We start from the raw sequence: 22543 nt of genomic DNA on the forward strand, positions 1-22543 counted from the left end.
TGGTGCCGCGTTTTCACCGGGTTTACTGTTTGCCGGCTGCCATGCGGCCGATGGCCTCGACCACCTGATCCGCCCCTTCTCGGATACGGGCAATGCTGTCGCCGGCACTCTGCGCCAGATTCACCGTCTGGCGCGTCTGTTCGATGATGGCGCCCATATCCTGCACCGCCTGGTCGGTCTGCTGCTGGATATTGCTGACCATGCCGGCAATCTCGGTGGTGGAGCTGGCGGTGCGTTCGGCCAGCTTGCGCACTTCGTCGGCCACCACGGCAAAGCCGCGGCCGGTCTCGCCAGCCCGCGCAGCCTCGATGGCGGCATTCAGCGCCAGCAGATTGGTCTGATCAGCGATATCGCGGATGGTCTGCACGATGGAGGTAATCGCGCGCGCCTGCTCGCCCAGTGCATGCACATTGTGGCTGGCGGTATCGATGCTGCCGGCCATCTCGCGGATGCCGTGCACGCTGTCGCTGATCTGGCCGACGCCACTTTGTGCCTGTTGCTGTGCCTGCTGCGACATCTGGTAGGCAAACAGCGCGCTGTCGCGCTCTTCGCTGGCCTGGTGGATGCGGGCGGTGATGTCGGAGGCAAACTTGATCACGCCGATGCACTGACCCTGGTCGTCCAGTATCGGGTTGTAGCTGGCCTCCAGATAGCGCTCGCTGCCATCCCTGGCCAGCCGTTTGACCTTGCCGCTGAAGTAGCGTCCGGCGCGCAGGGTATCCCACAGCTGGCGGTACTCGGCGCTGTCGGCAAAGTCCGGCTCGCAAAACTGGCGATGATGCTTGCCGCGGATGTCCTCCAGCCGGTAGCCCATTACCTGCAGGAAGTTGTCATTGGCGGTCTGGATCACACCTTCGGTATCAAACTCGATTACCGCCATCGAGCGGTGCAGCGCCTGCAAGGTGGCCCGGTCATGAATTGCCTCGTTGACGCGGGCAGTCACGTTGGCCGCAAACTTGATCACGCCGCACACTGCGCCCTCGGCATTGCGGATCGGGTTGTAAGTGGCTTCCAGCCAGACGGGCTGACCCTGTGCATTCAGCCGCCGTACCTGGCCCCGATAGAACTCGCCCTGCTGCAGCTTGTGCCAGAACTGGCGGTAGTCGGCGCTGGCGGCGTATTGCGGTTCACAAAAGCGGCTGTGATGCTGGCCGATGATGTCTGTGGCGCGGCTAAAGCCCATGCTGCGCACAAAGTTGTCATTCGCTTCCAATACCGTGCCGTCGAGGTCAAAACGGATCACGGCATAAGAGCGCTCCAGCGCCTGGGCTTCTGCCTCCAGCAATTGCAGGCGCTCGGCCTGTGCGGCCAACTGTTGCTTCAGTTTCTTGTTGAACATATCGTTTCTCGTGACACCCGGGGCGGAACGATGTCGGACCGCAGCGGGTGTCGCTGGCAAAAGACTGCTCCGGCATGGCATCTGGCGCGGCAAGCGGTGGCGGGGTGGCTTGTCGCTTACTGCATCATAGGCAGCGGAAACGGCTTTTATGGCTGTGTTTGTGCATGATGCAGGGGGCAATATTATACCAAAATATATTTCATCTGGGTGGCAAGACGGCCTTGCGGCTGATCGGTGTCGACAGAATGATGCTGGTGCGGGTCTCGCCAAGGTCATTCAGCTGGGAAACCAGGCCCTCCAGATGGCTGACATCGCGCGCCAGTACCCGGAACACATAAGAATCATTGCCGGTGACGTGGTGGCATTCCTGCACCTCGGGCATGGCGGCCAACCTGTCGAGCAACTGCTTTTTGGCCGGCTGCGGCACGGTAATGCCGACCAGTGCCGACAGCGCAAAGCCGGCTTTCAGCGGCATCACCTCGGCGAAATAACCGCGAATCACCCCGGCCTCCTCCAGTCGTTTGACCCGCTCTGATACCGCCGGCACCGACATGCCTATGCTCTGTGCCAGCTCGGTCAGTGACTGGCGGGCGTTGGCCTGCAGCGCGGCCAGAATCGCCCACGATTTGCTGTCGATTTCCATTTGAAAAGTCCTTTGCATGATTGGCCGGAAAAGTTAAAGGCAGATTAGCGTCTTGCCTTAAGTTCTGCATGGCTGCTTGCGGATGATCAGCGCAGACTGTGCTATCGGATCCGGCGATGCACGGGTCACCGTCAGGGGAGGGAATATGCTGTTTCTGCAAGCCATGTTGATCGGTCTGGCGATTGCCGCGCCGGTCGGGCCAATCGGGCTGTTATGTATCGAACGCACGCTGCGTCAGGGCGCGCGTGCCGGTTTTGTCACCGGCCTCGGCGCAGCGACCGCAGACGGCTTGTTTGCGCTGGCGGGCGTGCTGGGGTCGGCAACGCTGATTGCCGGCCTGACAGCGCTGGCCAAGCCGCTAGGCGTGGCCGGCTGTCTGTTTCTGGCCTGGCTGGGCTGGCAAACCCTGCGCCGTGAGCCGGCGGGCAGTGCGGCCAAGCTGGCGTCCGGCCCGGCGCTGTGGCGCGATTATCTGTCGACGCTGCTGCTGACGCTCGGCAACCCGCTGACCATCCTGTCCTTCATCGCGGTATTTGCCAGTCTTGCCGGTGGCAGTCAGCCTTCGCTTACGGCCGGTTTGCAGATGGTGGCCGGCGTATTTGCTGGCTCGGCACTCTGGTGGTGGCTGTTGGCCTTTGGCGGCGGCCGCCTGCTGATGCGGCTAGGGCTGGCCGGACGACGCTGGCTGGACAGGCTGTGCGGGGTGTTGCTGCTGGGTTTTGCGGCGGGTTTGTTGTTGCAGTTGTTCTGAAAGAATGTAGCGGCAGAGGGTGGCGCTTGCAGGGTTCTGACGTAATATTCATTTAGTATGTTTTTCGATATTTCCGTCTAACTTTCTTGCAGGTCTGCCATGCCCAGCCCGAATGATTCTTCTGCAATTGCCTATTTCACCAGCAGTACCAACAGCCTGATCAACCCGCTGCTGAATGAAGAGCTGGTGAAGTGGTCTCTGGCTGCAGACCGCAGCATCAGCTACAGCTTCCCCTGGCAGAATGGGGCGAGTGCCTACTGGCAAGCCAACTATAGTGCGGAGAATGAACCTGGCACGGGGCAGCATTTTGGCTTGAACAGCAGCCAGATTGTGGCGGTTCGCCAAGCCTTGCAGCTCTGGAGCAATGTGGCAAACATCAAGTTTGTCGAAACCGACGATAGTGCCAGCCAGGTAGGTGACTTGCGCTTTGCATTTTCTTCGGTGCTGCCGGACTCCACCTGGGGTTGGGCGTCTTACCCGGATGATTACTGGGCCAAGGCGGGTGATGTCTGGATCAGCTCGCGCGAGGCCAGCAGCACCGAGTGGCAGCTTGGCAACTACAATTTTGAAGCGCTGATGCACGAGATCGGCCATGCACTGGGTTTGAAGCACCCAGGTAGCTACGGTGGCAGCAGTGGCCCGTTTTTGCCGGCTGAACTGGATAACCGTAATTACTCGGTCATGTCGTACAACGATGCCAAGAATATTTATCCGCAGGCTGCCAATGGCGATTGGGATACCTATTTCATCTGGCACAACACTCCGATGGTGCTGGATATTGCCGCTATCCAGCATCTGTATGGCGCAAATACCAGCTATCGCAGCGGCGATGATGTTTATCGCTTCGACCCCTCGACACCATTTTTCGAGACCATCTGGGATGCAGGTGGGACTGATCTGCTGGATCTGGCCAATTACCGTAGCGACTGCACTATCGACTTGCGGCCGGGCAGCTATTCCAAACTGACGATAGCCGCCCCTGCCAATAATGGCGGCCAGACTGCTACTTATGATGGCAGTAATGCCTTGGGTATTGCTTACGGCTGCCTGATCGAGAATGTGAATGCCGGCAGCGGTAATGACACGATCTATGGCAACGACGCGGCCAACCTTATCCGCAGTGGCGGCGGCACGAATGTCATCGATGCCGGCAAAGGTATGGATACGCTGCTTTATGACCAGGCGCGTGCCAGCTACAGCATCAATATTACTGCGGGTAACGTGACTGTCAGCGGCATCGGTGTACAGGATCAGGTCAGCAATGCCGAGAGATTCCGTTTTGCCGACAAGGTGCTGGCTTTTGATACCGAGGGTGCAACCAGTACTGGCGGTATTTACCGGTTGTACAAGGCGGCATTTGATCGCGTACCGGATGCTGGGGGGCTGGGCTACTGGATCCGGCAGGCCGAGCTTGGCAAAGATACCTTGCGCATGGCGACGGACTTTCTCTATGCCGAAGAATTCAGGCAGTTGTATCAGGTCGATGTGGCCCAGCCCTTGAATACGGCACAGCTCAAGCAACTCCTGACCGGCTTTTACCAGAATGTACTGGGGCGAGCACCCGATGCCAGCGGGCTGGATTTCTATCAGCAAGCCGTGCAGACCGGGCAGAAAACCGTGGGTCTGGTGTTGGCTGAGATTGCCGACAGCCCGGAAAACTACACATTGACACTGGCCGGCATCCAGCAAGGGGTCGAATACCAGCTGTACGGCTAGTACTTTTTTTATCGAAATTCGCAGGCCGGTCAGGGGTTCTGACTGGCCTGTGTCGCTTCTGCTGCAGTACTTTGCCTTGGCAAACAGTTTGAATTTAGTTGACTAAAATAATCAGGTATTAAATTATATAAACTCATTTGTTTATATAAAAGAGCCTGACATGACAAAGTTGCTGCAGCAGTGGCTGGTGTTTTCGGGGAGCTATCGTCAGGGTTTGAGCCTGCATCTGCCGATGGAGTGGCAGGCGATGCGCGAGCTGGGCATGGCGGCGGAGACGCTGCAAACGGCCGATACCAGCCGCTATGAGCTGCTGCAGGATGATGGTCGTGTGCTGGCGCACTGGCAGGACGGCGTCGCTGATGCCACTGCCGAGGCAGCGCTGCGTCGTTATTTGCAGGGCCACCCTGAATGTTGGCCGCAAGTGCTGCAGGCGGCGCTGGCGCATCCCTTGTCGGGCGGTTTTCATGGCGTGATTCGTCTTGCCTACGCTCTGCGCAGTGGCTATGAGCCGGAGCTGATTGCGGCACTCGCCTATGCGCTGACTTGCCGTTACACGCTGCCGACCTTGGCCGCAGGTCAGGCTGACGACCCGGACATGGCGTCTTTGTGGCAGCGTCTGGCCGGGCGCAAGGTAGCGACGCGGCCGGGGCTGATTACTGCCGATATCGAATATAGCCTGCAGCAAGTGGCGGCCAAACTACCGGCCCGCCTGCCGACGGAAAGTGCGCGCGCCAGCCGCCAGCGGGCGCGGCAGCTGTTCCTCGCCAGCCGCGACTTTTCCGCACTGCATCTGCTGACCGGCTGGGAGGCCTGTTTGTCGCTGGCACAGCATCTCGGCTTGGATGAGGTGCCGGACGAAACCTTGCAGCCACTGCAGTGGGCGGCGCTGGGGCTGTGGCTGTATTGCGGCACGCCGGAGCTGGCTGAGGACGAGCCATCGGCTACGAAGCACGATCAGAAAGCGGCCACGCTCGATGGCCACAGCATCAAGCTCGCTTGCAGTGCGCAAAGGTTGGCCGCATTCGATGCGGATGCGGCGTGGCAGCGGCTGGCGCTGTCGGTGCTGGCCAGAGGCTGGCGCGGTAGCCAGGCTTGATGCTGAGTGGATGAAATACCAAAGCAGCGACAGGCATCTGGATATTCGGTCAAGTTATTTGACAAATTACTTCGGCAATATACAATCCGCGGCGATTCGTAAACGTGCCAAAAGCACGTTTGTGATTAAGTCATCATGCTTTTATTTTACTGATTAAAAGCATGATTTATTGTGTTGCTGCCAAAAGTGAGCAAGATGAGTCCGTGCCAACTATTGCATGACGAGCAGGCCAATGCCGTCAGCCCCGAATTTTCCCGTCTGTTTGACACCGTCAAGAAACAGTATTTCTCGCGTGATCCCGAGCTGTGGCCGGTGTACCGTGACCCCGGCTTTACCGCGCTGAACAACTTCCGTGCGCGCCATCTGGCGCCGGATGAGCGTATCGCCGCCTGGCCCGAGGGCGAGGCGCGCATGGCTGATCTGCGCGAGACTGTGGCGATTCCACAGGCGATGCGTGCGCCGGGTGTGCAAGATGAACTGCTGTTTGCCGCCGCGCTGTCCAAGGATTGGGAAAACCCGTCCTGCGTCGAGAACGTGATCACCATGCCGTGCGACCCGGCGATTTACGGTGCGCAGATGGGCATCCTCGCCAACCCGAATCTGGTGTACGCCGAGTACGCCGGTGTGGCCGAGGATCTGGAGAAAAAAGTGGTGCGCCAGATGGCGCTGCTGGCGGGTTACGACCCGGCCAAGGCGACGGGCATCTTCACCCAGGGCGGTACCTTCTGCAATCTGTACGGCTACCTGATTGGCCTGCGCAAGAGCCTGCCGGACGCCAAGCACACCGGCCTTGGCCGTTATCAGGATTACCGCTTCATCAACTCGCACGGCGGTCATTACTCGAACACCACCAACCTGTCGCTGTTGGGCGTGGACATCAAGAACAAGACCATCCGTATCAAGGTCGGTAACAACAACGACATCGATCTGGAGGATCTGGAACGCCAGCTGGTGGCCTGCTTCTCGCTCAAGCATGTGGTGCCGACCATCATGCTGACCATGGGTACTACCGATACCTTCGGTGTCGACCGCGTCAAGCCGGTATGCGAGCTGCGCGATCGCCTGTGCGAGCATTTCGAGATCAAGGTCAAGCCGCACATCCACGTCGATGCGGCGATTGGCTGGTCGATGATTTTCTTCCTCGATTACGATTTTGCGGCCAACCCGCTGGGCATCAATGCGGTGACGCTGGCCGGTATCCAGCGCAATGTCGAACGCTTTGCCGAGCTGAAGTACGCCGACTCCTTCACCGTGGACTTCCAGAAGTGGGGCTATGTGCCTTACACCTCCAGTCTGGTGATGATCAAGAACGCCGAAGACCTGAAGGCGCTGGAAAACGATCCGGAGAACTTCTCCTACTTCGAACGCGATATCCAGGGCCAGACCCATCTGCAGAGCACCATCGAGTGTTCGCGTGGTGCCAGCGGCCTGTTCGGCGCGTATGCGGCGCTCAACTATATGGGCATCGAGGGTTACCAGATCACGCTGGCGCACTGCTTGCAGAACGCCAACTACTTCCGTCACCGCCTGAAGTCCATCCCGCACGTGAAGCTGGTCGCGCAGGAAAACCAGGGCCCTAGCGTCGGCTTCAAGATCTACAACCCGGAGTGGGTGAAGGATACCGAAGCCGAGTACGCCTACGAGCTGGCACAAAGCAGCGATGCGGCTTACGGCGAGCGGCTGGCGCGCAATACTGCCTTCCACCGCGACATCTTTACCTCGCGCGGCAAGGTTGGCCTCTACACCAACTGGGTGCAGGCGATTGCGCGTTCCGAGTATGACGAGCGTGGCCGTTACCACTACATCGCCGGCGAAAAAGCCGTGTTCATGAACCCGGTATGCACGCGCGCGCATATCGATGCCTTCATCGAGCACCTGATGGGTTGATGCATAAAAACGACGCCGGCATGTGCTGGCGGCGGTCACTGGTATTCAAATGGCTTGTTCATGGAATAACAGTGGCATGATCTTCCGGGCTGGCAGCATGGGCTGCCGGTTTCCGGAGGAGATCATCATGCACAACAAGAAATGGCTGCTGGCAGTGCTCTTGCTGGCCAGCAGCGGCGCCCACGCTTACGAGCAGCTGGTGCAGAAACAGCAGTTCCAGCTTGCCAGCTATACCACCGTGGCCGGCGCCAATATTGCCGGGCTCAAGGTTGGCTACGAGACTTATGGCCAGCTCAATGCCGCCGGCGATAATGCGGTATTCATCCCGCACTTCTACTCGGGCAATTCACATGCGGCCGGCCGCTATCAGGCCAGCGATGCCGCGCCCGGCTACTGGCACGGCCTGATCGGGCCGGGCAAGGCAATTGATACCGACAAATACTTCGTGATCAGCGCCGACACCCTCGCCAATCTCAACGTCAAAGATCCGAATACAATTACCACTGGCCCGGCCAGCATCGATCCGGCCAGTGGCAAGCCTTACGGCATGCGCTTTCCGCTGGTGACGGCCAAGGACTTCGTGCGCGTGCACAAGGCGCTGCTCGACCAGCTGGGCGTGAAAAAGCTGCAGGCGGTGGTGGGTGCCTCGGGCGGTGGCATCCAGGCTTTTGAATGGGCGGTCGAGTATCCGGACATGGTCGAGCGCATCGTGCCAGTGATTTCGCCGGGGCTGTCGATTTCACCGTATGCGCTGGCGATGCTGGATGCCTGGGCGATGCCAGTGCGGCTGGACCCGGCCTGGCAGCAGGGCGATTACTACAGCGGCCCCGGCCCGCAGGCCGGCCTTGCCGAAGCGCTGAAACTGGTGACGCTGACCGCGCGCCACCACGGCTGGGCCGAGAAAGAATATGCCTATCGCTGGGCCGAGCCGGGCAAAGACCCTGCGGCCAACCTTGGCGGCCGCTACCTGATCGAGAGCGCGCTGGACAAGGCCGGTGCGGCGCGGGCGCGGGCAGTGGATGCCAACTCGCTGCTGTACACCTCGCGCGCCTACCAGCGTTACAACATCGAACAGGACGTTAGCCGCATCAAGGCGCGGGTGCTGCTGATGCCGGCGCGTTCCGATCTGCTGTTTCCGCCTGAGCTGTCGCACAAGGCCGCCGTCCGCCTGAAGGCACTGGGCAAGCAGGCCGAGGTGGCGGTGATCGAGGGGGATGGCGGCCATCTGGATGGTTTGCTGCAGACCTCGCAGCTGGCCGAGCACATCGGCAAGTTCCTGAAAAAATGATTTTGTAATACATGGTTAGCCGACTCGCCATCGGCTACCATGGTGAGCTAGCCAAGCCACCGGAGACGCGCCATGCAATTGAGCCAGTTGTTTATCCACCCGCTGAAATCCTGCCGTGGCCAGGCGCTGGATGAGGCGCGGGTGTTGCCGCAGGGGCTGGAGCATGACCGTGTCTGGCTGGTGGTGCGCCCGGATGGCAGCCAGATTACCGCGCGCAGCCATCATCGTCTGGTGCTGGTCGAGGCGATTCACGCGGAAGATGGCTGGCTGATGACCGCACCCGGCATGCCGCCCTTGCCGCTGAGCGAAAGCATGTTTGCCGAGCCGCATCCGGCCCAGGTGTGGAAGAGCGGCTTTACCGCCTATGCCGGTGATGCCGCAGCCGATGCCTGGTTCAGCGATTATCTGGGCGAGCCGCTGCGCTTGCTGTGGCTGGGCGAGAGTACGCGGCGGATGAAAGATGGCGAGACGCCGCTGTCGTTTGCCGATGGTGCGCCGTTTTTGCTGATAGGCGAGGCTTCGCTGCAGGATCTGAACGAAAGGTTGGCCGCCAGTGTCAGCATGCGCCAGTTCCGGCCGAATCTGGTGGTCAGCGGCAGTTTCCCCTTCGAGGAAGACGAGTGGCAGCGCATCCGCATCGGTGAGGTCGAGTTCGAGCGGGTCAAGCTGTGTACCCGCTGCGTGTTTACCACCATCGACCCCGACACGGCACAGCCGCATGCCGAGCAGCAACCGCTGCGCACGCTGGCCGGCTATCGCAAGCTGGCAGAGGGCGTCTGTTTTGGCGTAAACCTGCGTGCCTGCAATAGCGGCGTGATCCGCGTGGGGGACGAGCTGGAGGTCATCGAAGGTGGCGTGGCATTCGACTAGATGGTCGCTGCTGGGGCTGGCGTTATGCAGCCTGCCGCTGGCAGCACAGTTGCCGATGAAAACCATCCGGGTCGGTTTTTATCCGGATATCCAGCCGTGGGTGATGGCGGATGGCAAAGACGGCATTGCTGTCGATCTGCTGCGCGAGGTATTGAAAGACGAGGGGCTGCGGCTCGAAGTCGTGCAGCTGCCGTATGCGCGCAAGATCCAGGCTTATCGCAGCGGTAATCTTGATGGCCTGTATGGCATCAGCAGCGAGCAACAGCAGCACGAGCTGCTGATCGGCAGCTTCAGCCGTAGCCTGCACAGCTTCGATAATGTCGCGGTGACCCTGAGCCGACGCCAGATCTCGCTGGACGATGCCGCCGACCTGTCGCGCTGGCGGGTGCTGGCCTGGCAGGGCGCATCGCATATCCTGCCTGCCGGCTATGATTTGCTGGCGGCCGTGGGCGAAGGCAAATACCTGGAAACCCTCGATCAGTATCAGCAACTGAACAATCTGATGAGCGGGCGGGTGGATGTGGTGTTGACCGACCGGTTGGTGTTTGAGTCCAATCTGAAAACCCTGGCGCGTGATCGCGGTCAGACCAGTCTGCCGCAGACCAGTCTGCATGCCATCCTGCCGCCGAATGAAGCTGCCGTATTGCTGCGCGACAGCGAACTGCGCGAGCGGCTGGACCGGCGTATCAGCCAGCTGAAAGCAAGTCCCCGTTATAGCCAGATCTTTGGCCGCTATCAGGCCGAGTCGCAACCATGAGCGCGGATGAGCTGCTGCCGACCTACCAGTTTGTCGAGCGTCATCAGCGTCGCTGCCAGCCAGCCGCTGGCGCCCTGCTGGCGGCGATTCCCCGTATAGAAGAACAGCGCTTGCCCGTATTGCGTCAGGCGATGTGGCTGCGCGAGTTGCCGGCGCGCCTGCTGGGGCGCACTGCCTTGCAGGACAAGCCACCGTTCGGCCTGCATGAGTTCACTCTGCTGCAGCAGGATGAAACCAGTTTGATTTATGCACTGCGTGGCCGCTTCTGGCAGAGCGATTTCGGCCTGCAGCCGCTCTCGGGCATTGATGATTTTGTCGGCCGCCGCGAGCAGGCCGGTGCGGCCAACCTTTTACTGGGTTTCCGGGTGCGCGATGAGGGCGACAGCCGCCTGCTGCAGACCGAAACCCGCGTCTACTGTCCCGATCGTGCCAGCCTTTACCGTTTCGCCCCCTACTGGTATCTGATCCGCCCAGTCAGCGGGCTGATCCGCCGCCTGATCCTCGCCGAGGCCGAACGGCTGGCCAGCTAAGCCGCCGGCTACCAGTACTGGCGGCAGCGCCGTAACACCTCGTCGGCAATCGACAGGCAAGCGGTGAGGCCGGGCGACTCGATGCCGAACAGATTGATCAGCCCCGGAATGCCGTGCCCCTCTTGCCCCTGCACCAGAAAATCGCCTTCCGGCCGGTCTTCGCCGATGACCTTGGGGCGGATGCCGCTATAAGTTGGCGACAGCGCGCCATTGGGCAGATCCGGCCACCAGCGGCGAATGCTCTGGTAAAAGCTCTCGGCGCGATCCGGATCTACCGTGTAGTCGATCTGGTTGATCCACTCGACATCGGGGCCGAAGCGCGCCTGGCCGCCCAGATCCAGCGTCAGGTGTGTACCGAGGCCGCCCGGCTCGGGCAGTGGGTAGATCAGCCGCGAGAATGGCGATTTGCCCTGCAGCGCAAAATAGACGCCACGCGCATAGCGCACGCGCGGGATGATCTCGTGCGGTACGCCGCGAATACGCGCCGCCAGAGTATGTGCCCACAGGCCGGCGGCGTTCACCACGGTTTTTGCCTGCACCTCCGTACCGTCGACAATCAGCACGATGCCCTCGTCGGTACAGCGCCCGGCGGTGACCCGCGATTGCAGTGCCAGTGTCGCGCCGGCATTTTCGGCATCGACCAGCAGCGCCATCATCAGCGCGTGGCTGTCGATGATGCCGGTGGTGGGCGAATACAGCGCGGCATGCGCATCCAGCGCCGGCTCCATTTCGCGCAGCGATTGCTTGTCCAGCCAGACAAGATCGGGCACGCCATTGACCAGTGCCTTTTCCTGCAAGGCAATCAGCTGCGACATTTCCTCCGGACGATGGGCGACGATCAGCTTGCCCAGCCGCTGGTGCGGAATCTCGCGCTCCTGGCAGTACTGGTAAAGCATGTTCTTGCCGCGCACGCAGTGCAGCGCCTTCAGGCTGCCGGCGGGGTAGTACATGCCGGCGTGAATGACCTCGCTGTTACGGCTGGAGGTGTGCTGGCCAAAGGCCTGTTCAGCTTCGAGGATGAATACGTCGCGGCCAGCCTTGGCCAGTGCCCGCGCACAAGCAAGGCCGATGACGCCGGCACCGATCACGATGCAGTCCAGTTTTTCCATGACGCTCTCCTGTTGATTCAGGCTTTGTACCGATAGTTGGCCGCAGGGTAAAGTGGCAGCCTGGCGCGGAACCTGCCGCGCAGATATCAGTCACAGGCTATTCGAAGTCACCACAATACGGAATAACAGACATGTTCAAGAAACTGCTTGCCTCTATCGGCGTCGGTGGCGCCAAGGTCGATACCCAACTGCAAAACCCGCGTCTGCGCCCGGGTGAAGTGCTGCACGGCAAGGTCGTGGTGCAAGGCGGCAATGCCGATCAGGACATCGAGAAGATCGATCTGGTGCTGATGTGCGAGGCCGAGCAGGAGTCCGGCGATCACGAGGTACGCGGTGCGCTGCCGCTGGGCGCGGTGCGTGTGGCCGAGCGTTTCACCATTCGCAGCGGCGAGAACCGCGAGATTCCGTTCCAGATCACCCTGCCGCTGGAAACCCCGATCAACGCCGTGGCGCATTACGGCCGCCCGCTGCCGGTGTGGATCCACACCGATCTGGCCATCGACAATGCTGTTGATGGCAGCGACCGCGACCTGATCGAAGTGCTGCCGACGCCACAAGTGGCGGCGATGTTGGCCGCATTCGAACAGCTGGGCTGGGGCCTGGCGACTACCGACGTCGAAGTCGGCACCGCGCGTATCGGCAATGTGATGTCGACACTGGGCTGCTATCAGGAATTCGAACTGAAGGCGCGCGGCGGCAGCTTCCGCTTCCAGGAAATGGAGTTGACCTTCATCCCTTACGGTCAGGACGTGCATGTGCTGATCGAGGTGGATGCGCGCTTTGGCGGCGATTTCTACGTGTCGCTGGTGATGGGCGCCGACTTTGCCAACCGCGACTGGGCGGGCGAATTGCGCAGCCGTCTGCCGCTGTAAGCTGTCGGGCAGTCAACAAAAAAGGCCACAAACCGCGAGGTTTGTGGCCTTTTGCTTGTCGCAGTGCAGCGCTTACTTGCCCTGCAGGATGTCGGCGGCCTGCTTCACCGCATCGACTTGCTGCTTGGTTTCTTCAACCTGCTGTGCCAGTTCCGGGTTCAGCACGGCAGCGGCTTCGACCACGCGCTTGCCGACGCCGATGGCAGCGCTGGCATTCTGGCCAAGGCCGGCAGCCACACCGGCGGCGGCGCTGGCGCTATTGGCCAGCTCGCCCAGTGGCTCGCTGCTGTTGACGACCTTGCCGGCGACGCCGATGGCGGCGCTGGCGCCGGCTTGCAGCTTGGCAGTCTGTTCTTCGCTGCAGGCGGCCAGAGTCAGAGCCAGAGCGGTGGCCAACAGCAGACGCGGGGTATTCATGGTGTACTCCATTTACGGTTTGATTAAGCAAGAGAGTCGCCAGACGGGGCGCAAGTTCCCGTCAGCTGGCAGGCAAGTGCGCCTAGCCGGGCCAGCGCGGCGTCAAAAGCCGGAGTGTAAGGTTGGCCGCAATTGATGCGCAGACAGTGGCCAAAGCGCGCCTCGGTCGAAAAGGCGAGGCCGGGCGCGAAGCTGATACCTTCGGCCAGTGCCGCCTGCAACAGCAACTGGCTGTCGAGGTTTTCCGGCCCTTCCAGCCACAGCAGCAAGCCGCCCTGCGGCGGGCGCAGCCGCGTGCCGCGGGGGAAGTATCGGGCCACGGCGCGGCAGGCGGCCTGCATCTGGCTGTACAACTGCTGGCGCAAGATGCGGTTTTGCCGGCGGTAATCACCACTTTCAAGTACATCGGCCAGCACCACCTGCAAGAGCGGCGAGGCGAGCAGGGTGCTGCTGGCCTTCAGCTGCAACAGCGCCGCGTGATGACGGCCACCGGCCAGCCAGCCCAGCCGCAGCGAGGGTGCATAGCTCTTGGTGAAGGAGGCGCAGTAAATCACCTCGTTATCGCGGTCCCAGGCTTTCAGTGGTAGCGGGCGCTGTGGGCCATAGTGCAGATCGCCGAACACATCGTCCTCGATGAGGGTGAGGCCATGCTTGCGCGCCAAGGTCAGCAGCCGCTTCTTGTTGTCCTCGGGCATCAGCGCGCCGGTGGGATTCTGGAAGTGCGGCACGCACACCAGACAGCGTACCGGCGGGCCGTGGCGTAGCGCGAATTCGAGCGCCTCCAGCGACAGGCCGGCATCCGGCGTGCAGGGGATTTCGAGCACCCGCAGGCCCAGGCCTTGCAGGGTTTGCAGCAGGCCGAAATACACCGGTGTCTCCACCGCCACGGTGTCGCCGGGGCGGGTCAGCAGCCGCAGCGCAAGGCTGATGCCCTCGGTAATGCCGTGGGTCACCAACAGGCCGTCGGCCGGCAAATCCAGCCCGCGCTCGGAGGCGAGTTTTTGCAGCGCATGCATCAGCCGCCAGTGTTCGGCCTGCGGCAGATGGGCACCTATCAGTTCGGGCTGTCGTTGCAGCGCCAGCTGCAGGCGACGGCCCAGCTCTTGTGCCGGGTAAAGGTTGGCCGCGGCCTCGGCCATGTGCAGCTGGGTGTGAATGCGTGCGTCGTTCAGCTGCAGCAGGATGTTCATGCGCGAACTGACATCCACCAGCGCCGCCGCTGCCGGCAGTGGCGAGTGCGGCGGCCGTGGCGTGTGTCTGGCCGGCAGTGCGGCAAAAAAGCCGGCACGCGCGCGCGCGATCACGCTTTGCTGCTGCTCGAGATGGCGATAGGCGGCCAGCGCGGTCAGGGTGTTGACGCCATAGTCGCGCGCCAGCTGGCGTACCGGCGGCAGCCGGCTGCCGGGTGGCAGCTCGCCGCTATCCATGCGCTGTTGCAGTTGCTCGGCAATCTGCCGGTAAAGCGGAAGTTCGGTCATGCAGCTGTTTTATATAACAGTTGCCGGCTTGTCCATGCTGTTTGGCTGATTGTGACAAGTAAAGCGCCGCTCAAGGCGGCAGGCTGTCGCTTCCTTGCCCTGCAGCCTTGCGGCTGGCGGGGTGCTTGTCTGATCCGAACCTGTGGAATGCCCTGATGACGTTCTTGCTGTTTTCGCCAGTGATACTGGTCATGATCCTGATCTTGTTGTTGCGCCGGCCGCCCTTGCACGCGGCGCTCGGTGGCGCGGCACTCAGTCTGCTGTTGTGGCTGGCCGGTGTGGCACAGCCGTTTTCCTGGCCGGTGCTGGCGGCCATCAGTCAGGACACGGCCATCCTGTTTGCCAGCACTGCTTGCGTGATTGCGCCGGGCTTGTTGTTCGTGATCCTGATCGAGCGCAACGGTGCCAATCCGGCCTTGTCGCAATGGTTGGGGCGCTTGGGCTGGCAGGGCGTGGTACTGGCGTTGATGCTGGTGCTAGGCCTCGCGCCGCTGCTGGAGAGCATGACCGGCTTTGGCGTGTCGCTGATGGCGACGGTGCCGCTTTTGCTGGCCTTGTTGCCGCGGCCGGCGGCCTTGCGGGTGGCACTGGCCGGCATGAGCATCATGCCGTGGGGCACGCTGGGCTTGGCCACAGTGATCGGTGCGGCACTGGCCGGCTTGCCGGCCGTGCAGCTCGGGGCGTGGACGGCGGGCAGCAGTGCGGCGGTCTTCGTGCTGGCGGCCTGGCTGACGCTATGGCAATGCGGCCAACGTCGCCTGCCCTGGTATGTGCTGGCGGCGGTGCTGGCATTGCTGTTTGTGGCGATGCTGCATTTGGTCAGTGCGCGGTTGGGGCCGGAGCTGGCCGGTGTCAGCGCCGCCGCGCTGGTGCTGATGCTGGGTGCGCTGTACACGCGGCCCGGTCTGGCCAATGTGCTGGCCTTGCCGACAGCCGCCTGGCCCTATCTTGCCTTGCTGCTGACCGTGCTGTTGCTGAAGCTGCTGAATCTGGTGCTGCCGCCGTGGCTGATTCAGGGCGCGCAGGTCAGCTGGCAGCCGCTGGCTTCGCCCGGCCTTGCGCTGTTGCTGGTGGATTTGCTGCTGCTGTGGCGCTTGCCGCGGCAGGCGACATTCGCGCCGTGGCTGACACGCGCGCAGCGGCCCTTGCTGACCATTCTGCTGTTTCTGCTGATGTCGCAATTACTGGTGAAGGGTGGCTTTCTGGATGGGCTGCGGCTGGGCCTGCAGGCGCTGCCGCTGGCGTGGCTGCCGGCTTCGCTGGCGCTGTTTGGCGGCGTGGCCGGCTATATCACCGGCTCGAATGTCGGGGGCAATGCCATCATGATGCCGACCGTGGCGCAGCTGGACCTGCCGGCGCAGTGGCTGCCGCTGTTGGCCGCGGTGCAGAACAGTGCCGCCGGACATGCGGCTCTGGGCTCGCTGCCGATGGTGGCGCTGTTGTGCAGTCTGGCGAAATGCGAGCGGGAGGAAGAGCAGGCGCTGATCCGCTTTGCGCTGTATCTGGTGCTGGCCAATGTGTTGCTGGTGGCGCTGGCGGGTTCCGTGCTGCTTTACTGGCAGCGATGATTCACTGTTTTATATAACAAGCGTGCTGGGAAGCCGGCTGTTTGCCTGACTGTGGCTAGCGGCAGGCCGGCCCGCGTGTGAGCATGGTTCATCGTGTTTACGGAGTCTGTCATGTTGCGAGCCTTGCCGCCTTCCGCCTTGCTGGCCGGGGTGCTGACCATTCTGGTCGGTTATTCCGGCCCCTTCCTGATCATCGTGCATGCCGCGCAACAGGCCGGCCTGTCTTCGGGCCAGTTGGCCTCGTGGCTGTGGGCGGTGTCTTTCGGCTCCGGCATTGCCGGGCTGTATCTGTCGTGGCGCTGGCGCATGCCGGTGATTACCGCGTGGTCGACGCCGGGGGCGGCCGTGTTGCTGGCCGCCTTGCCGACGGTGACGTATCCCGAGGCAGTCGGCGGCTTTTTGCTGGCCGGGCTGGCGGTGTGGCTGGTCGGCATCAGCGGCGCGTTTGATGCGCTGATGAAACGATTTCCGCCGGCGTTGGCGGCGGCCTTGCTGGCCGGCATCCTGTTCCGCTTTGTGGTCGAGCTGGTACCGGCGCTGCGCGACAATGTGACGCTGGTGCTGCCGATGACCCTGCTGTTTTTCATCGCCCGCCGCCTGTTGCCGCGTTATGCGCTGATGCTGGCCTTGGCCCTTGGCTGTGTGCTGGTGTGGTGGCAGGGCAGCTGGCATGCCGGCACGACCACCCTGGCCGCAGCCAGCGGCCCGCTGTTTACCATGCCGGTATTTACCTTGGCCGGACTCAGCAATATCGCGCTGCCGCTGGCGCTGGTGGCGCTGACCGGGCAGTTTTTGCCGGGTATGGCGGTGCTGCGTCACGACGGTTTTGACTTGCCGGCGCGCGCGCCGGTCAGCCTGCTTGGCGGGGTGTCGGCGCTGCTGGCGCCATTTGGCTGCCACGGTGTGGTGCTGGCGGCGATTACCGCGGCGATGTGTACCGGCCGCGATTGCCATCCGGATCAGGCCGAGCGCTGGAAGGCCGGCATGGTGGCGGCGCTGTGTTATCTGCTGGTGGCTGCCATCGGCGGCGCGCTGGTGGCCTTGTTGCTGCTGTTGCCGGTGACGCTGGTGACCACGACAGCGGCGCTGGCCTTGTTCGGCACGCTGAGTAGCTCGCTGGCTACGGCACTGACGCCAGAAAAAGACCGCGAGGCGGCATTGCTGACCTTTGTCGTGGCGGCATCGGGCATTACCATTGCCGGCATCGGTGCCCCCTTGTGGGCATTGTTGGCAGGCATCTTGCTAGCCATGATGATGCGGTGGCGGACAAACAGATAAAGAAAAGCGATTTCGCGTCGATATCTATAGAATATGGCCGTCCTGTTCTGCAGCCCGGCCATTTCTTTGTGGCATACCGATAACGAATTTCTGACTTTGCAAGGCAGCAATGGCAAGATAGGGCCAGCGTCTTTCGCCATTGCTACGCGACACATGAGCATCCCCAAAGACAATTTCCTCGCTGCCGAGGACGAGCAGCACGTCAGGCCTATCAGCAGCTATGCTTTGCCTGTTGGCCGCGTGCTTGCCTCCTTCGGGCAAAGACCAAGCCTGTTGCTGCTTGGTGCCTGGCTGTTTTCCCTGCTGATTTCACTGTGGCTGGCCAAGGTGCAATTGCACGACTCCTGGTACCAGCTGCCGGTGAAAGTCGGCGGTCTTGATTTCTTCATCAGTATCTACCCGCCGCTGACCATCTCTACATTGTGGGTGTTGTGGTTCGGCTTCCGTTGGGGCATCTGGCTGGCTTTTGCTGCCACCTTCCTTGTAGCGATGCTGTCCGGCTTGCCCTTGGGCTGGGGAGTCCTGTTTTCTTTCAGCAACCCGCTGGGTCTGCTGTTGATGGCACTGGTCTACCGCAATATCCATATCACTTACGCGCCGTCCAGTCTGGCGGCGATTCTGCTGTTCGTGGTGGTCTGCTTCATTTCCGGTGTCAGCAGTGCCAGCGGCTCGTTTATCTGGTCTTACATGAACAAGCTGTCGGCGCTGGATGCCTTTACCCTGTGGCAGGGTTGGTGGGTAGGCAATACCGTGCAGACGCTGATTACCGTCATGCCCTTGCTGTTGCTGACGCCGCTGGTATTGCGCTGGCGCGAGAAGCACTGGCCGGCGCAGATGCGCAGCGACCGTGACCCGCTGGCGATGCTGGTCATCGTGCTGTTCATGCTGGCCTCGGTGCTGGGTTTTCTGTGGCTGTCGTTCTGGCTGGCTGATCGCAGCGTGCTGATGCTGGACAGCAGCAATCTGCAGGACTGGCAGCGCAAGGCGGCGCTGTATCGCGAGTCGGCGGTTGCCGTGTACTGGGTGCTGTCGGTATTGATGCTGTCGCTGGTGTTTCTCGGCTACCGTTTTTACCAGCAGCGCACGGCGATGCTGCATCAGGCGGCCTTGCGCATCGGTTTCGAACGCGATCTGGCCTTGCTGCGTCAGCAAGAGACCGAAGTGGCGCGCTTGCAGGCCACGGCACTGAATGCCGAGCTGGAGCAGCGACTGGCCGAGATTGATGCCCTGCAGCAGGAGCTGCGTTACCAGGCGCTGCATGACCCGTTGACCGGGCTGTATAACCGTCATTATCTGTACGAGCAGCTGGGGCAATATCTGGGCGAGGGGCGGCCGATGGCATTGGCGCTGATCGACCTTGATCACTTCAAGCTGGTGAATGACCGTCATGGCCACGGCACGGGTGACGAGGTACTGCGCCAGTTTGCCAGACTGTGTCAGGCCTGCGTTTATGGCGATGGCTTCGTGGTGCGCTACGGTGGCGAGGAGTTCTGCATCGTACAGCCTGATGCTACCGCCGGTGCGATGCAGCAGACTGTTCAGTTGCTGCAGCGTCAGTTTGCCGCCAGCCATATCAGCTCGCCGGATGATGGCAGTACGCTGAATGGCCTGACTTTCTCGGGCGGTGTGGTCGATGCCCGCCAGCAGCGCAACTACAGCGTCCTGCTGCAGAGTGCCGACGAGGCCTTGTATCGCGCCAAGGAAGAAGGACGCAACCGCGTCTGCCAGAGTGTCTGAAGCTTGCGGCCAACCTTAGGGTTGGCCGCAAGTCTGTCAGGCCTGTTCGCCTTGCAGCGCCAGCAGCAATTCATCGATTTCCAGCAAGTGGGTGGCATCGTGCGCCACCATATCGGCCAGCAGATCCTGCAAGTTCAAACGTTTGTCGTTCCACACCGCCAGCCTTTGCTGCTCGGCCTCTCCACAGTTTTCCAGTATCGCCAGCAGGCTGGCGCGCGCCGCGACAAAGCCGGCGGCGGCCTGTGCGTAATCCTGCGCCAGATACTGTCGCTGTTCGGCCCAGATGCTGCCATTCACGCTGTGCAGGGTCGGCAGGGTTTCGTTCAACATTGCCTGTACTCGTGGCAGAAAGGCATCGCGGTCAAGATCGCGCAGATGGCACAGATGCTCGAGCGCACAAAAACCGCTGCCGGCCGGGCGCTGTGTGCGCTGTGCTGGTGCCAGCGTGCCCAGTTTTCGGGCAACGCGCTCGGGCATGCCGGCAAATTGCTGCAGCAGACTGGCGAAATCCTGCGCCACCGGCAGCGCCGACCACACCGCGCCATAGCTGAAATAGCCACCAGGCACGCGGCCGCGCGCGCGCAGCAACTGGTGGCCATGCTGACGCATGACCTCGCCGACCATCGCCCCGCAAAACTGGCGTGCGGTCTGCTCGGTTTCCAGCTCAGGGAAGTGCTGTGCCAGCTCGTGCACCAGTGCGGTGACGGCCGGTAGGCCGGCACGCGATAGCGCGGCGTATTCGCTGTAGCGCTGCGGCGCACAGATCAGCGCCTCGAGTTGGCGGCCAAGCTCGGTCTGGCGAAACAGGTCAAAACGGTTGTGCATGGCTGTGCCCCAAAGTAACGTAACGTTTTGATACGTTACTTTGAGCGATGTCTACTGACAAGCTTTTTCCGGCTGCATGGCTGTGGCTGTGGTATCCGGCCCGACAGACTCGCTCAGCGGCAGCTGCCAGTAGGCGACGTCCAGCCACTGGCCGAACTTGCGGCCAACCTCACGAAAGTTGGCAACCTGGCTGAAACCCAGCGCGGTATGCAGCGCATTGCTGGCCGGGTTGGGCTGGGCGACACCGGCAATCGCGGTGTGCAGCTCGCGTGCTTGCAAGTCGCGCAGCAAGGCTTGATACAGCTGCGTGCCCAGGCCGCGGCCGCCGGCGTGCGGCGCGAGGTAGATGCTGGTTTCGACGGCGTAGCGGTAGGCGGGGCGTGCGCGCCAGCGCGTGGCATAGGCATAGCCGATCAAGTCTTGCCCCACGCACAGCACCAGCCAGGGCAGGCCCATATCGGCGACATCGCGGATGCGATTGGCCATTTCGTCAGGATGCACGGCTTGTTCTTCGAAGCTGATACTGCTGTCGAGCACATAGGGGTTGTAGATCGCGCAGATGGCTGCGGCATCGGCGAAAGTGGCAGGGCGAATGAACGGGGAGGTCATGCTGATGTCCGGCAAAAGGCTGGGCCGGACATCATGCAATTGCCGTGCCTGTGGCCAAGGTTGGCCGCAGCGGCGTCAGGCAAACAGCTGGCTGAGGGTTTCGGCGGCCAGCGCCGGATCATCGTGATCGAACAGGCCGCCGATCACGGCAATCGCATCAGCGCCGGCGGCGATAACCTCGGCCGCGTTGGCCGCGTTGATGCCGCCAATTGCCACGCTGGGCACACCAAGCGCTTTGGCGGCAGCAAACAGGCTCAGCGGCGCGCGCACGGCAGCCGGCTTGGTGGCAGACGGAAACACCGCGCCAAAGGCGATATAGCTGGCACCGGCCTTGACTGCCTGTTCGGCCAGCGCGAGGCTGTCATAGCAGCTGGCACCGATAATCGCGGCCGGGCCGAGCCGGGCGCGGGCGGCGGCGATATCGCCGTCATCGCGGCCAAGGTGCACGCCGTCGGCACCGACAGCCAGCGCCAGCTCGACATCGTCATTGATGATGAACAGCGCATTGCGGCTCTGGCACAGGCTGGCGAGGATATTGGCTTGCCACAGGTGTCGCACCTGGTCTTCGCTCTTGTTGCGGTATTGCAAGATGCGCGCGCCGCCATCGAGCACGGCGCTGACCTGCTCGATCAGGCGTTCGCTGTCGTCGGTGTCGGGGGTAATGGCGTACAGACCGTGAATGGCTTTGCTCATGCCTTGTCGTTTTCCTCGCCTTCGGCGGTATCGTCATTGGCCCAGAACAGACGGTCCGGGATGAATTGCCCCATGCCGGGGCGGAAGCCGTAACGCAGAGCCTGCCAGGTGAAGTCCTGCGCTTCCTTGACAGCTTCAGGCACCGCCAGACCGCGCGCGACGAGGCCGGCAATCGCCGAGGCCAGCGTGCAGCCCGAGCCGTGGAAGCTGCCATTCAGCCGTGGCCAGGTATCGACGCGCACTTCGCCGGACAGATCGTACAGGCGGTTTTCCACATCGCGGCTGGCTTCGTGGGTGCCGGTAATCAGCACATAGTCGCAGCCCAGACGAGTCAGGCGCTTGGCGCAATCGGCCAGCGCCAGCTCGCTGTCCTCTTCGTCATCGTTGGCCGCCAGGCGGCGTGCCTCGAGGCTGTTGGGTGTCAGCACGCTGACTTGCGGCAGCAGCATGTCGCGCAGCACGTGGATCAGCTCCTCGCGTGCCAGCTCGTCGCCGGCGCCGCTGGCCAGTACCGGATCGTAGATCAGCGGGATGTCGGGGTAGTCGGCCATCAGCTCGGCAATCGCCACGACATTGTTGACGCTGCCTATCATCCCCACTTTAAATGCGGAGACCGGCATGTCTTCGAGCACGGCGCGTGCCTGGTCGAGTACCCATTCGTCGTCCATCACCAGAAAATCCTGCACGCCGCGCGTATCCTGCACGGTGACAGCGGTGATGACCGACAAGGGATGGCAGCCCATGCTGGCCAGGGTCAGGATGTCGGCCTGGATGCCGGCACCGCCGGTCGGGTCGGAGCCGGCCAGCGTCAGCACGATGGGCGGCAGGGGGATGTCTTGGCTCAAGGCGTTTCTCAGCTCAGGTTCATTTACAATACGATTTTAACCGAGGGAAGGCTGAATACCATGCAAACCTGGATGTGTCTGATTTGCGGCTTTATTTACGACGAAGCGGCAGGTCGCCCGGAAGACGGTATCGCCCCCGGCACCAAGTGGGAAGATGTCCCGCCAAACTGGACTTGCCCGGATTGCGATGCCCGCAAGGATGATTTTGAAATGATGGCGTTTTAAGCGCCACACA

22 protein-coding genes are annotated in these 22543 nt (G+C 62.0%); 13 read left to right on the top strand and 9 right to left on the bottom strand.

What is annotated here, in order from left to right; translation table 11 throughout:
• Positions 1 to 22: 22 nt before the first annotated feature.
• Both ACZ9W6_RS06935 and ACZ9W6_RS06940 read right to left on the bottom strand, forming a co-directional pair.
• Complete coding sequence (locus tag ACZ9W6_RS06935) at positions 23 to 1339, bottom strand: methyl-accepting chemotaxis protein (RefSeq protein WP_465190364.1); 1317 nt, start codon at positions 1337 to 1339, stop codon at positions 23 to 25.
• Positions 1340 to 1538: 199 nt separating this feature from the next.
• Positions 1539 to 1982 carry an Lrp/AsnC family transcriptional regulator gene (locus ACZ9W6_RS06940; protein ID WP_465190365.1) on the bottom strand — a complete coding sequence of 148 codons (444 nt, stop codon included), beginning with the start codon at positions 1980 to 1982 and terminating at the stop codon, positions 1539 to 1541.
• 145 nt (positions 1983 to 2127) lie between these two features.
• Here ACZ9W6_RS06940 and ACZ9W6_RS06945 point away from each other — a divergent pair, with 145 nt between their 5' ends.
• The 8 genes from ACZ9W6_RS06945 to ACZ9W6_RS06980 all read left to right on the top strand — a co-directional run bounded on the left by ACZ9W6_RS06945 (position 2128) and on the right by ACZ9W6_RS06980 (position 10877).
• Complete coding sequence (locus tag ACZ9W6_RS06945; protein WP_465190366.1) at positions 2128 to 2733, top strand: LysE family translocator; 606 nt, start codon at positions 2128 to 2130, stop codon at positions 2731 to 2733.
• 99 nt (positions 2734 to 2832) lie between these two features.
• Positions 2833 to 4449: a DUF4214 domain-containing protein gene (locus ACZ9W6_RS06950; protein WP_465190367.1), complete on the top strand. Its 1617-nt coding sequence runs from the start codon at positions 2833 to 2835 to the stop codon at positions 4447 to 4449.
• 160 nt (positions 4450 to 4609) lie between these two features.
• Positions 4610 to 5545 (top strand): hypothetical protein, encoded by a 936-nt coding sequence (locus ACZ9W6_RS06955; protein WP_465190368.1) that lies wholly within the window; start codon positions 4610 to 4612, stop codon positions 5543 to 5545.
• Positions 5546 to 5740: 195 nt separating this feature from the next.
• A complete protein-coding gene (locus ACZ9W6_RS06960) occupies positions 5741 to 7432 on the top strand; it encodes a pyridoxal phosphate-dependent decarboxylase family protein (RefSeq protein WP_465190369.1) in 1692 nt (563 codons plus the stop codon).
• Positions 7433 to 7559: 127 nt separating this feature from the next.
• The gene (locus ACZ9W6_RS06965) at positions 7560 to 8720 is read left to right on the top strand and encodes an E22 family MetX-like putative esterase (RefSeq protein WP_465190370.1); all 1161 of its coding nucleotides are present in this window, start codon (positions 7560 to 7562) and stop codon (positions 8718 to 8720) included.
• A 72-nt stretch (positions 8721 to 8792) separates the two neighbouring features.
• Positions 8793 to 9590 (top strand): MOSC domain-containing protein, encoded by a 798-nt coding sequence (locus tag ACZ9W6_RS06970; protein ID WP_465190371.1) that lies wholly within the window; start codon positions 8793 to 8795, stop codon positions 9588 to 9590.
• Positions 9571 to 10347 (top strand): substrate-binding periplasmic protein, encoded by a 777-nt coding sequence (locus ACZ9W6_RS06975; protein WP_465190372.1) that lies wholly within the window; start codon positions 9571 to 9573, stop codon positions 10345 to 10347. The genes ACZ9W6_RS06970 and ACZ9W6_RS06975 overlap by 20 nt, the downstream gene beginning before the upstream one ends.
• Positions 10344 to 10877 (top strand): hypothetical protein, encoded by a 534-nt coding sequence (locus ACZ9W6_RS06980; RefSeq protein WP_465190373.1) that lies wholly within the window; start codon positions 10344 to 10346, stop codon positions 10875 to 10877. Before ACZ9W6_RS06975 ends, ACZ9W6_RS06980 begins: the two co-directional genes overlap by 4 nt.
• Before the next feature lie 8 nt (positions 10878 to 10885).
• Here ACZ9W6_RS06980 and ACZ9W6_RS06985 read toward each other — a convergent pair whose 3' ends face one another.
• Positions 10886 to 11986 carry an NAD(P)/FAD-dependent oxidoreductase gene (locus ACZ9W6_RS06985; RefSeq protein ID WP_465190374.1) on the bottom strand — a complete coding sequence of 367 codons (1101 nt, stop codon included), beginning with the start codon at positions 11984 to 11986 and terminating at the stop codon, positions 10886 to 10888.
• Between the two features lie 131 nt (positions 11987 to 12117).
• On the opposite strand from ACZ9W6_RS06985, the gene ACZ9W6_RS06990 reads away from it, so the two are divergent.
• A complete protein-coding gene (locus tag ACZ9W6_RS06990) occupies positions 12118 to 12858 on the top strand; it encodes a sporulation protein (protein ID WP_465190375.1) in 741 nt (246 codons plus the stop codon).
• Between the two features lie 72 nt (positions 12859 to 12930).
• Here the strand turns inward: ACZ9W6_RS06990 and ACZ9W6_RS06995 are convergent, their stop codons facing one another.
• Positions 12931 to 13275 carry a hypothetical protein gene (locus ACZ9W6_RS06995; RefSeq protein WP_465190376.1) on the bottom strand — a complete coding sequence of 115 codons (345 nt, stop codon included), beginning with the start codon at positions 13273 to 13275 and terminating at the stop codon, positions 12931 to 12933.
• 23 nt (positions 13276 to 13298) lie between these two features.
• Entirely contained in the window at positions 13299 to 14753 is a 1455-nt protein-coding gene (locus ACZ9W6_RS07000) for an aminotransferase-like domain-containing protein (protein WP_465190377.1), read from the bottom strand.
• A gap of 125 nt (positions 14754 to 14878) precedes the next feature.
• Between ACZ9W6_RS07000 and ACZ9W6_RS07005 the strand changes: the two genes are divergently transcribed.
• The 3 genes from ACZ9W6_RS07005 (at position 14879) to ACZ9W6_RS07015 (ending at position 19336) form a co-directional block, all read left to right on the top strand.
• Positions 14879 to 16321, top strand: a complete 1443-nt coding sequence (locus tag ACZ9W6_RS07005) for a hypothetical protein (RefSeq protein ID WP_465190378.1) — start codon at positions 14879 to 14881, stop codon at positions 16319 to 16321.
• Positions 16322 to 16432: 111 nt separating this feature from the next.
• A complete protein-coding gene (locus ACZ9W6_RS07010; protein ID WP_465190379.1) occupies positions 16433 to 17599 on the top strand; it encodes a benzoate/H(+) symporter BenE family transporter in 1167 nt (388 codons plus the stop codon).
• 153 nt (positions 17600 to 17752) lie between these two features.
• Positions 17753 to 19336: a GGDEF domain-containing protein gene (locus ACZ9W6_RS07015; RefSeq protein ID WP_465190380.1), complete on the top strand. Its 1584-nt coding sequence runs from the start codon at positions 17753 to 17755 to the stop codon at positions 19334 to 19336.
• A gap of 36 nt (positions 19337 to 19372) precedes the next feature.
• Here ACZ9W6_RS07015 and ACZ9W6_RS07020 read toward each other — a convergent pair whose 3' ends face one another.
• The 4 genes from ACZ9W6_RS07020 to thiD all read right to left on the bottom strand — a co-directional run bounded on the left by ACZ9W6_RS07020 (position 19373) and on the right by thiD (position 22308).
• On the bottom strand, positions 19373 to 20161 hold the full coding sequence (locus tag ACZ9W6_RS07020; protein ID WP_465190381.1) for a DinB family protein: 789 nt from the start codon (positions 20159 to 20161) through the stop codon (positions 19373 to 19375).
• Positions 20162 to 20212: 51 nt separating this feature from the next.
• The gene (locus tag ACZ9W6_RS07025; protein WP_465190382.1) at positions 20213 to 20770 is read right to left on the bottom strand and encodes an arsinothricin resistance N-acetyltransferase ArsN1 family B; all 558 of its coding nucleotides are present in this window, start codon (positions 20768 to 20770) and stop codon (positions 20213 to 20215) included.
• Positions 20771 to 20845: 75 nt separating this feature from the next.
• Positions 20846 to 21463 carry a thiamine phosphate synthase gene (gene thiE, locus ACZ9W6_RS07030; protein ID WP_465190383.1) on the bottom strand — a complete coding sequence of 206 codons (618 nt, stop codon included), beginning with the start codon at positions 21461 to 21463 and terminating at the stop codon, positions 20846 to 20848.
• Positions 21460 to 22308, bottom strand: a complete 849-nt coding sequence (gene thiD, locus ACZ9W6_RS07035; protein ID WP_465190384.1) for a bifunctional hydroxymethylpyrimidine kinase/phosphomethylpyrimidine kinase — start codon at positions 22306 to 22308, stop codon at positions 21460 to 21462. The genes thiE and thiD overlap by 4 nt, the downstream gene beginning before the upstream one ends.
• A gap of 60 nt (positions 22309 to 22368) precedes the next feature.
• Here thiD and ACZ9W6_RS07040 point away from each other — a divergent pair, with 60 nt between their 5' ends.
• Positions 22369 to 22533 (top strand): rubredoxin, encoded by a 165-nt coding sequence (locus ACZ9W6_RS07040; protein ID WP_465190385.1) that lies wholly within the window; start codon positions 22369 to 22371, stop codon positions 22531 to 22533.
• The last annotated feature ends 10 nt before the right edge of the window (positions 22534 to 22543 follow it).

This window comes from Vogesella lacus, from assembly GCF_979366295.1.

Excerpts from the sequence above, each read along its gene's own strand:
- ACZ9W6_RS06985 (WP_465190374.1), bottom strand. The coding sequence starts at position 11,986 with ATGGAAAAACTGGACTGCATCGTGATCGGTGCCGGCGTCATCGGCCTT.
- ACZ9W6_RS07010 (WP_465190379.1), top strand. The coding sequence starts at position 16,433 with ATGTTGCGAGCCTTGCCGCCTTCCGCCTTGCTGGCCGGGGTGCTGACC.
- ACZ9W6_RS06960 (WP_465190369.1), top strand. The coding sequence starts at position 5,741 with ATGAGTCCGTGCCAACTATTGCATGACGAGCAGGCCAATGCCGTCAGC.
- ACZ9W6_RS06935 (WP_465190364.1), bottom strand. The coding sequence starts at position 1,339 with ATGTTCAACAAGAAACTGAAGCAACAGTTGGCCGCACAGGCCGAGCGC.
- ACZ9W6_RS06955 (WP_465190368.1), top strand. The coding sequence starts at position 4,610 with ATGACAAAGTTGCTGCAGCAGTGGCTGGTGTTTTCGGGGAGCTATCGT.
- thiE (WP_465190383.1), bottom strand. The coding sequence starts at position 21,463 with ATGAGCAAAGCCATTCACGGTCTGTACGCCATTACCCCCGACACCGAC.
- ACZ9W6_RS06995 (WP_465190376.1), bottom strand. The coding sequence starts at position 13,275 with ATGAATACCCCGCGTCTGCTGTTGGCCACCGCTCTGGCTCTGACTCTG.
- ACZ9W6_RS06980 (WP_465190373.1), top strand. The coding sequence starts at position 10,344 with ATGAGCGCGGATGAGCTGCTGCCGACCTACCAGTTTGTCGAGCGTCAT.
- ACZ9W6_RS06945 (WP_465190366.1), top strand. The coding sequence starts at position 2,128 with ATGCTGTTTCTGCAAGCCATGTTGATCGGTCTGGCGATTGCCGCGCCG.
- ACZ9W6_RS07040 (WP_465190385.1), top strand. The coding sequence starts at position 22,369 with ATGCAAACCTGGATGTGTCTGATTTGCGGCTTTATTTACGACGAAGCG.
- ACZ9W6_RS06965 (WP_465190370.1), top strand. The coding sequence starts at position 7,560 with ATGCACAACAAGAAATGGCTGCTGGCAGTGCTCTTGCTGGCCAGCAGC.
- ACZ9W6_RS06990 (WP_465190375.1), top strand. The coding sequence starts at position 12,118 with ATGTTCAAGAAACTGCTTGCCTCTATCGGCGTCGGTGGCGCCAAGGTC.
- ACZ9W6_RS06970 (WP_465190371.1), top strand. The coding sequence starts at position 8,793 with ATGCAATTGAGCCAGTTGTTTATCCACCCGCTGAAATCCTGCCGTGGC.
- ACZ9W6_RS07000 (WP_465190377.1), bottom strand. The coding sequence starts at position 14,753 with ATGACCGAACTTCCGCTTTACCGGCAGATTGCCGAGCAACTGCAACAG.
- ACZ9W6_RS07025 (WP_465190382.1), bottom strand. The coding sequence starts at position 20,770 with ATGACCTCCCCGTTCATTCGCCCTGCCACTTTCGCCGATGCCGCAGCC.
- ACZ9W6_RS07020 (WP_465190381.1), bottom strand. The coding sequence starts at position 20,161 with ATGCACAACCGTTTTGACCTGTTTCGCCAGACCGAGCTTGGCCGCCAA.
- ACZ9W6_RS07015 (WP_465190380.1), top strand. The coding sequence starts at position 17,753 with ATGAGCATCCCCAAAGACAATTTCCTCGCTGCCGAGGACGAGCAGCAC.
- ACZ9W6_RS06940 (WP_465190365.1), bottom strand. The coding sequence starts at position 1,982 with ATGGAAATCGACAGCAAATCGTGGGCGATTCTGGCCGCGCTGCAGGCC.
- ACZ9W6_RS06950 (WP_465190367.1), top strand. The coding sequence starts at position 2,833 with ATGCCCAGCCCGAATGATTCTTCTGCAATTGCCTATTTCACCAGCAGT.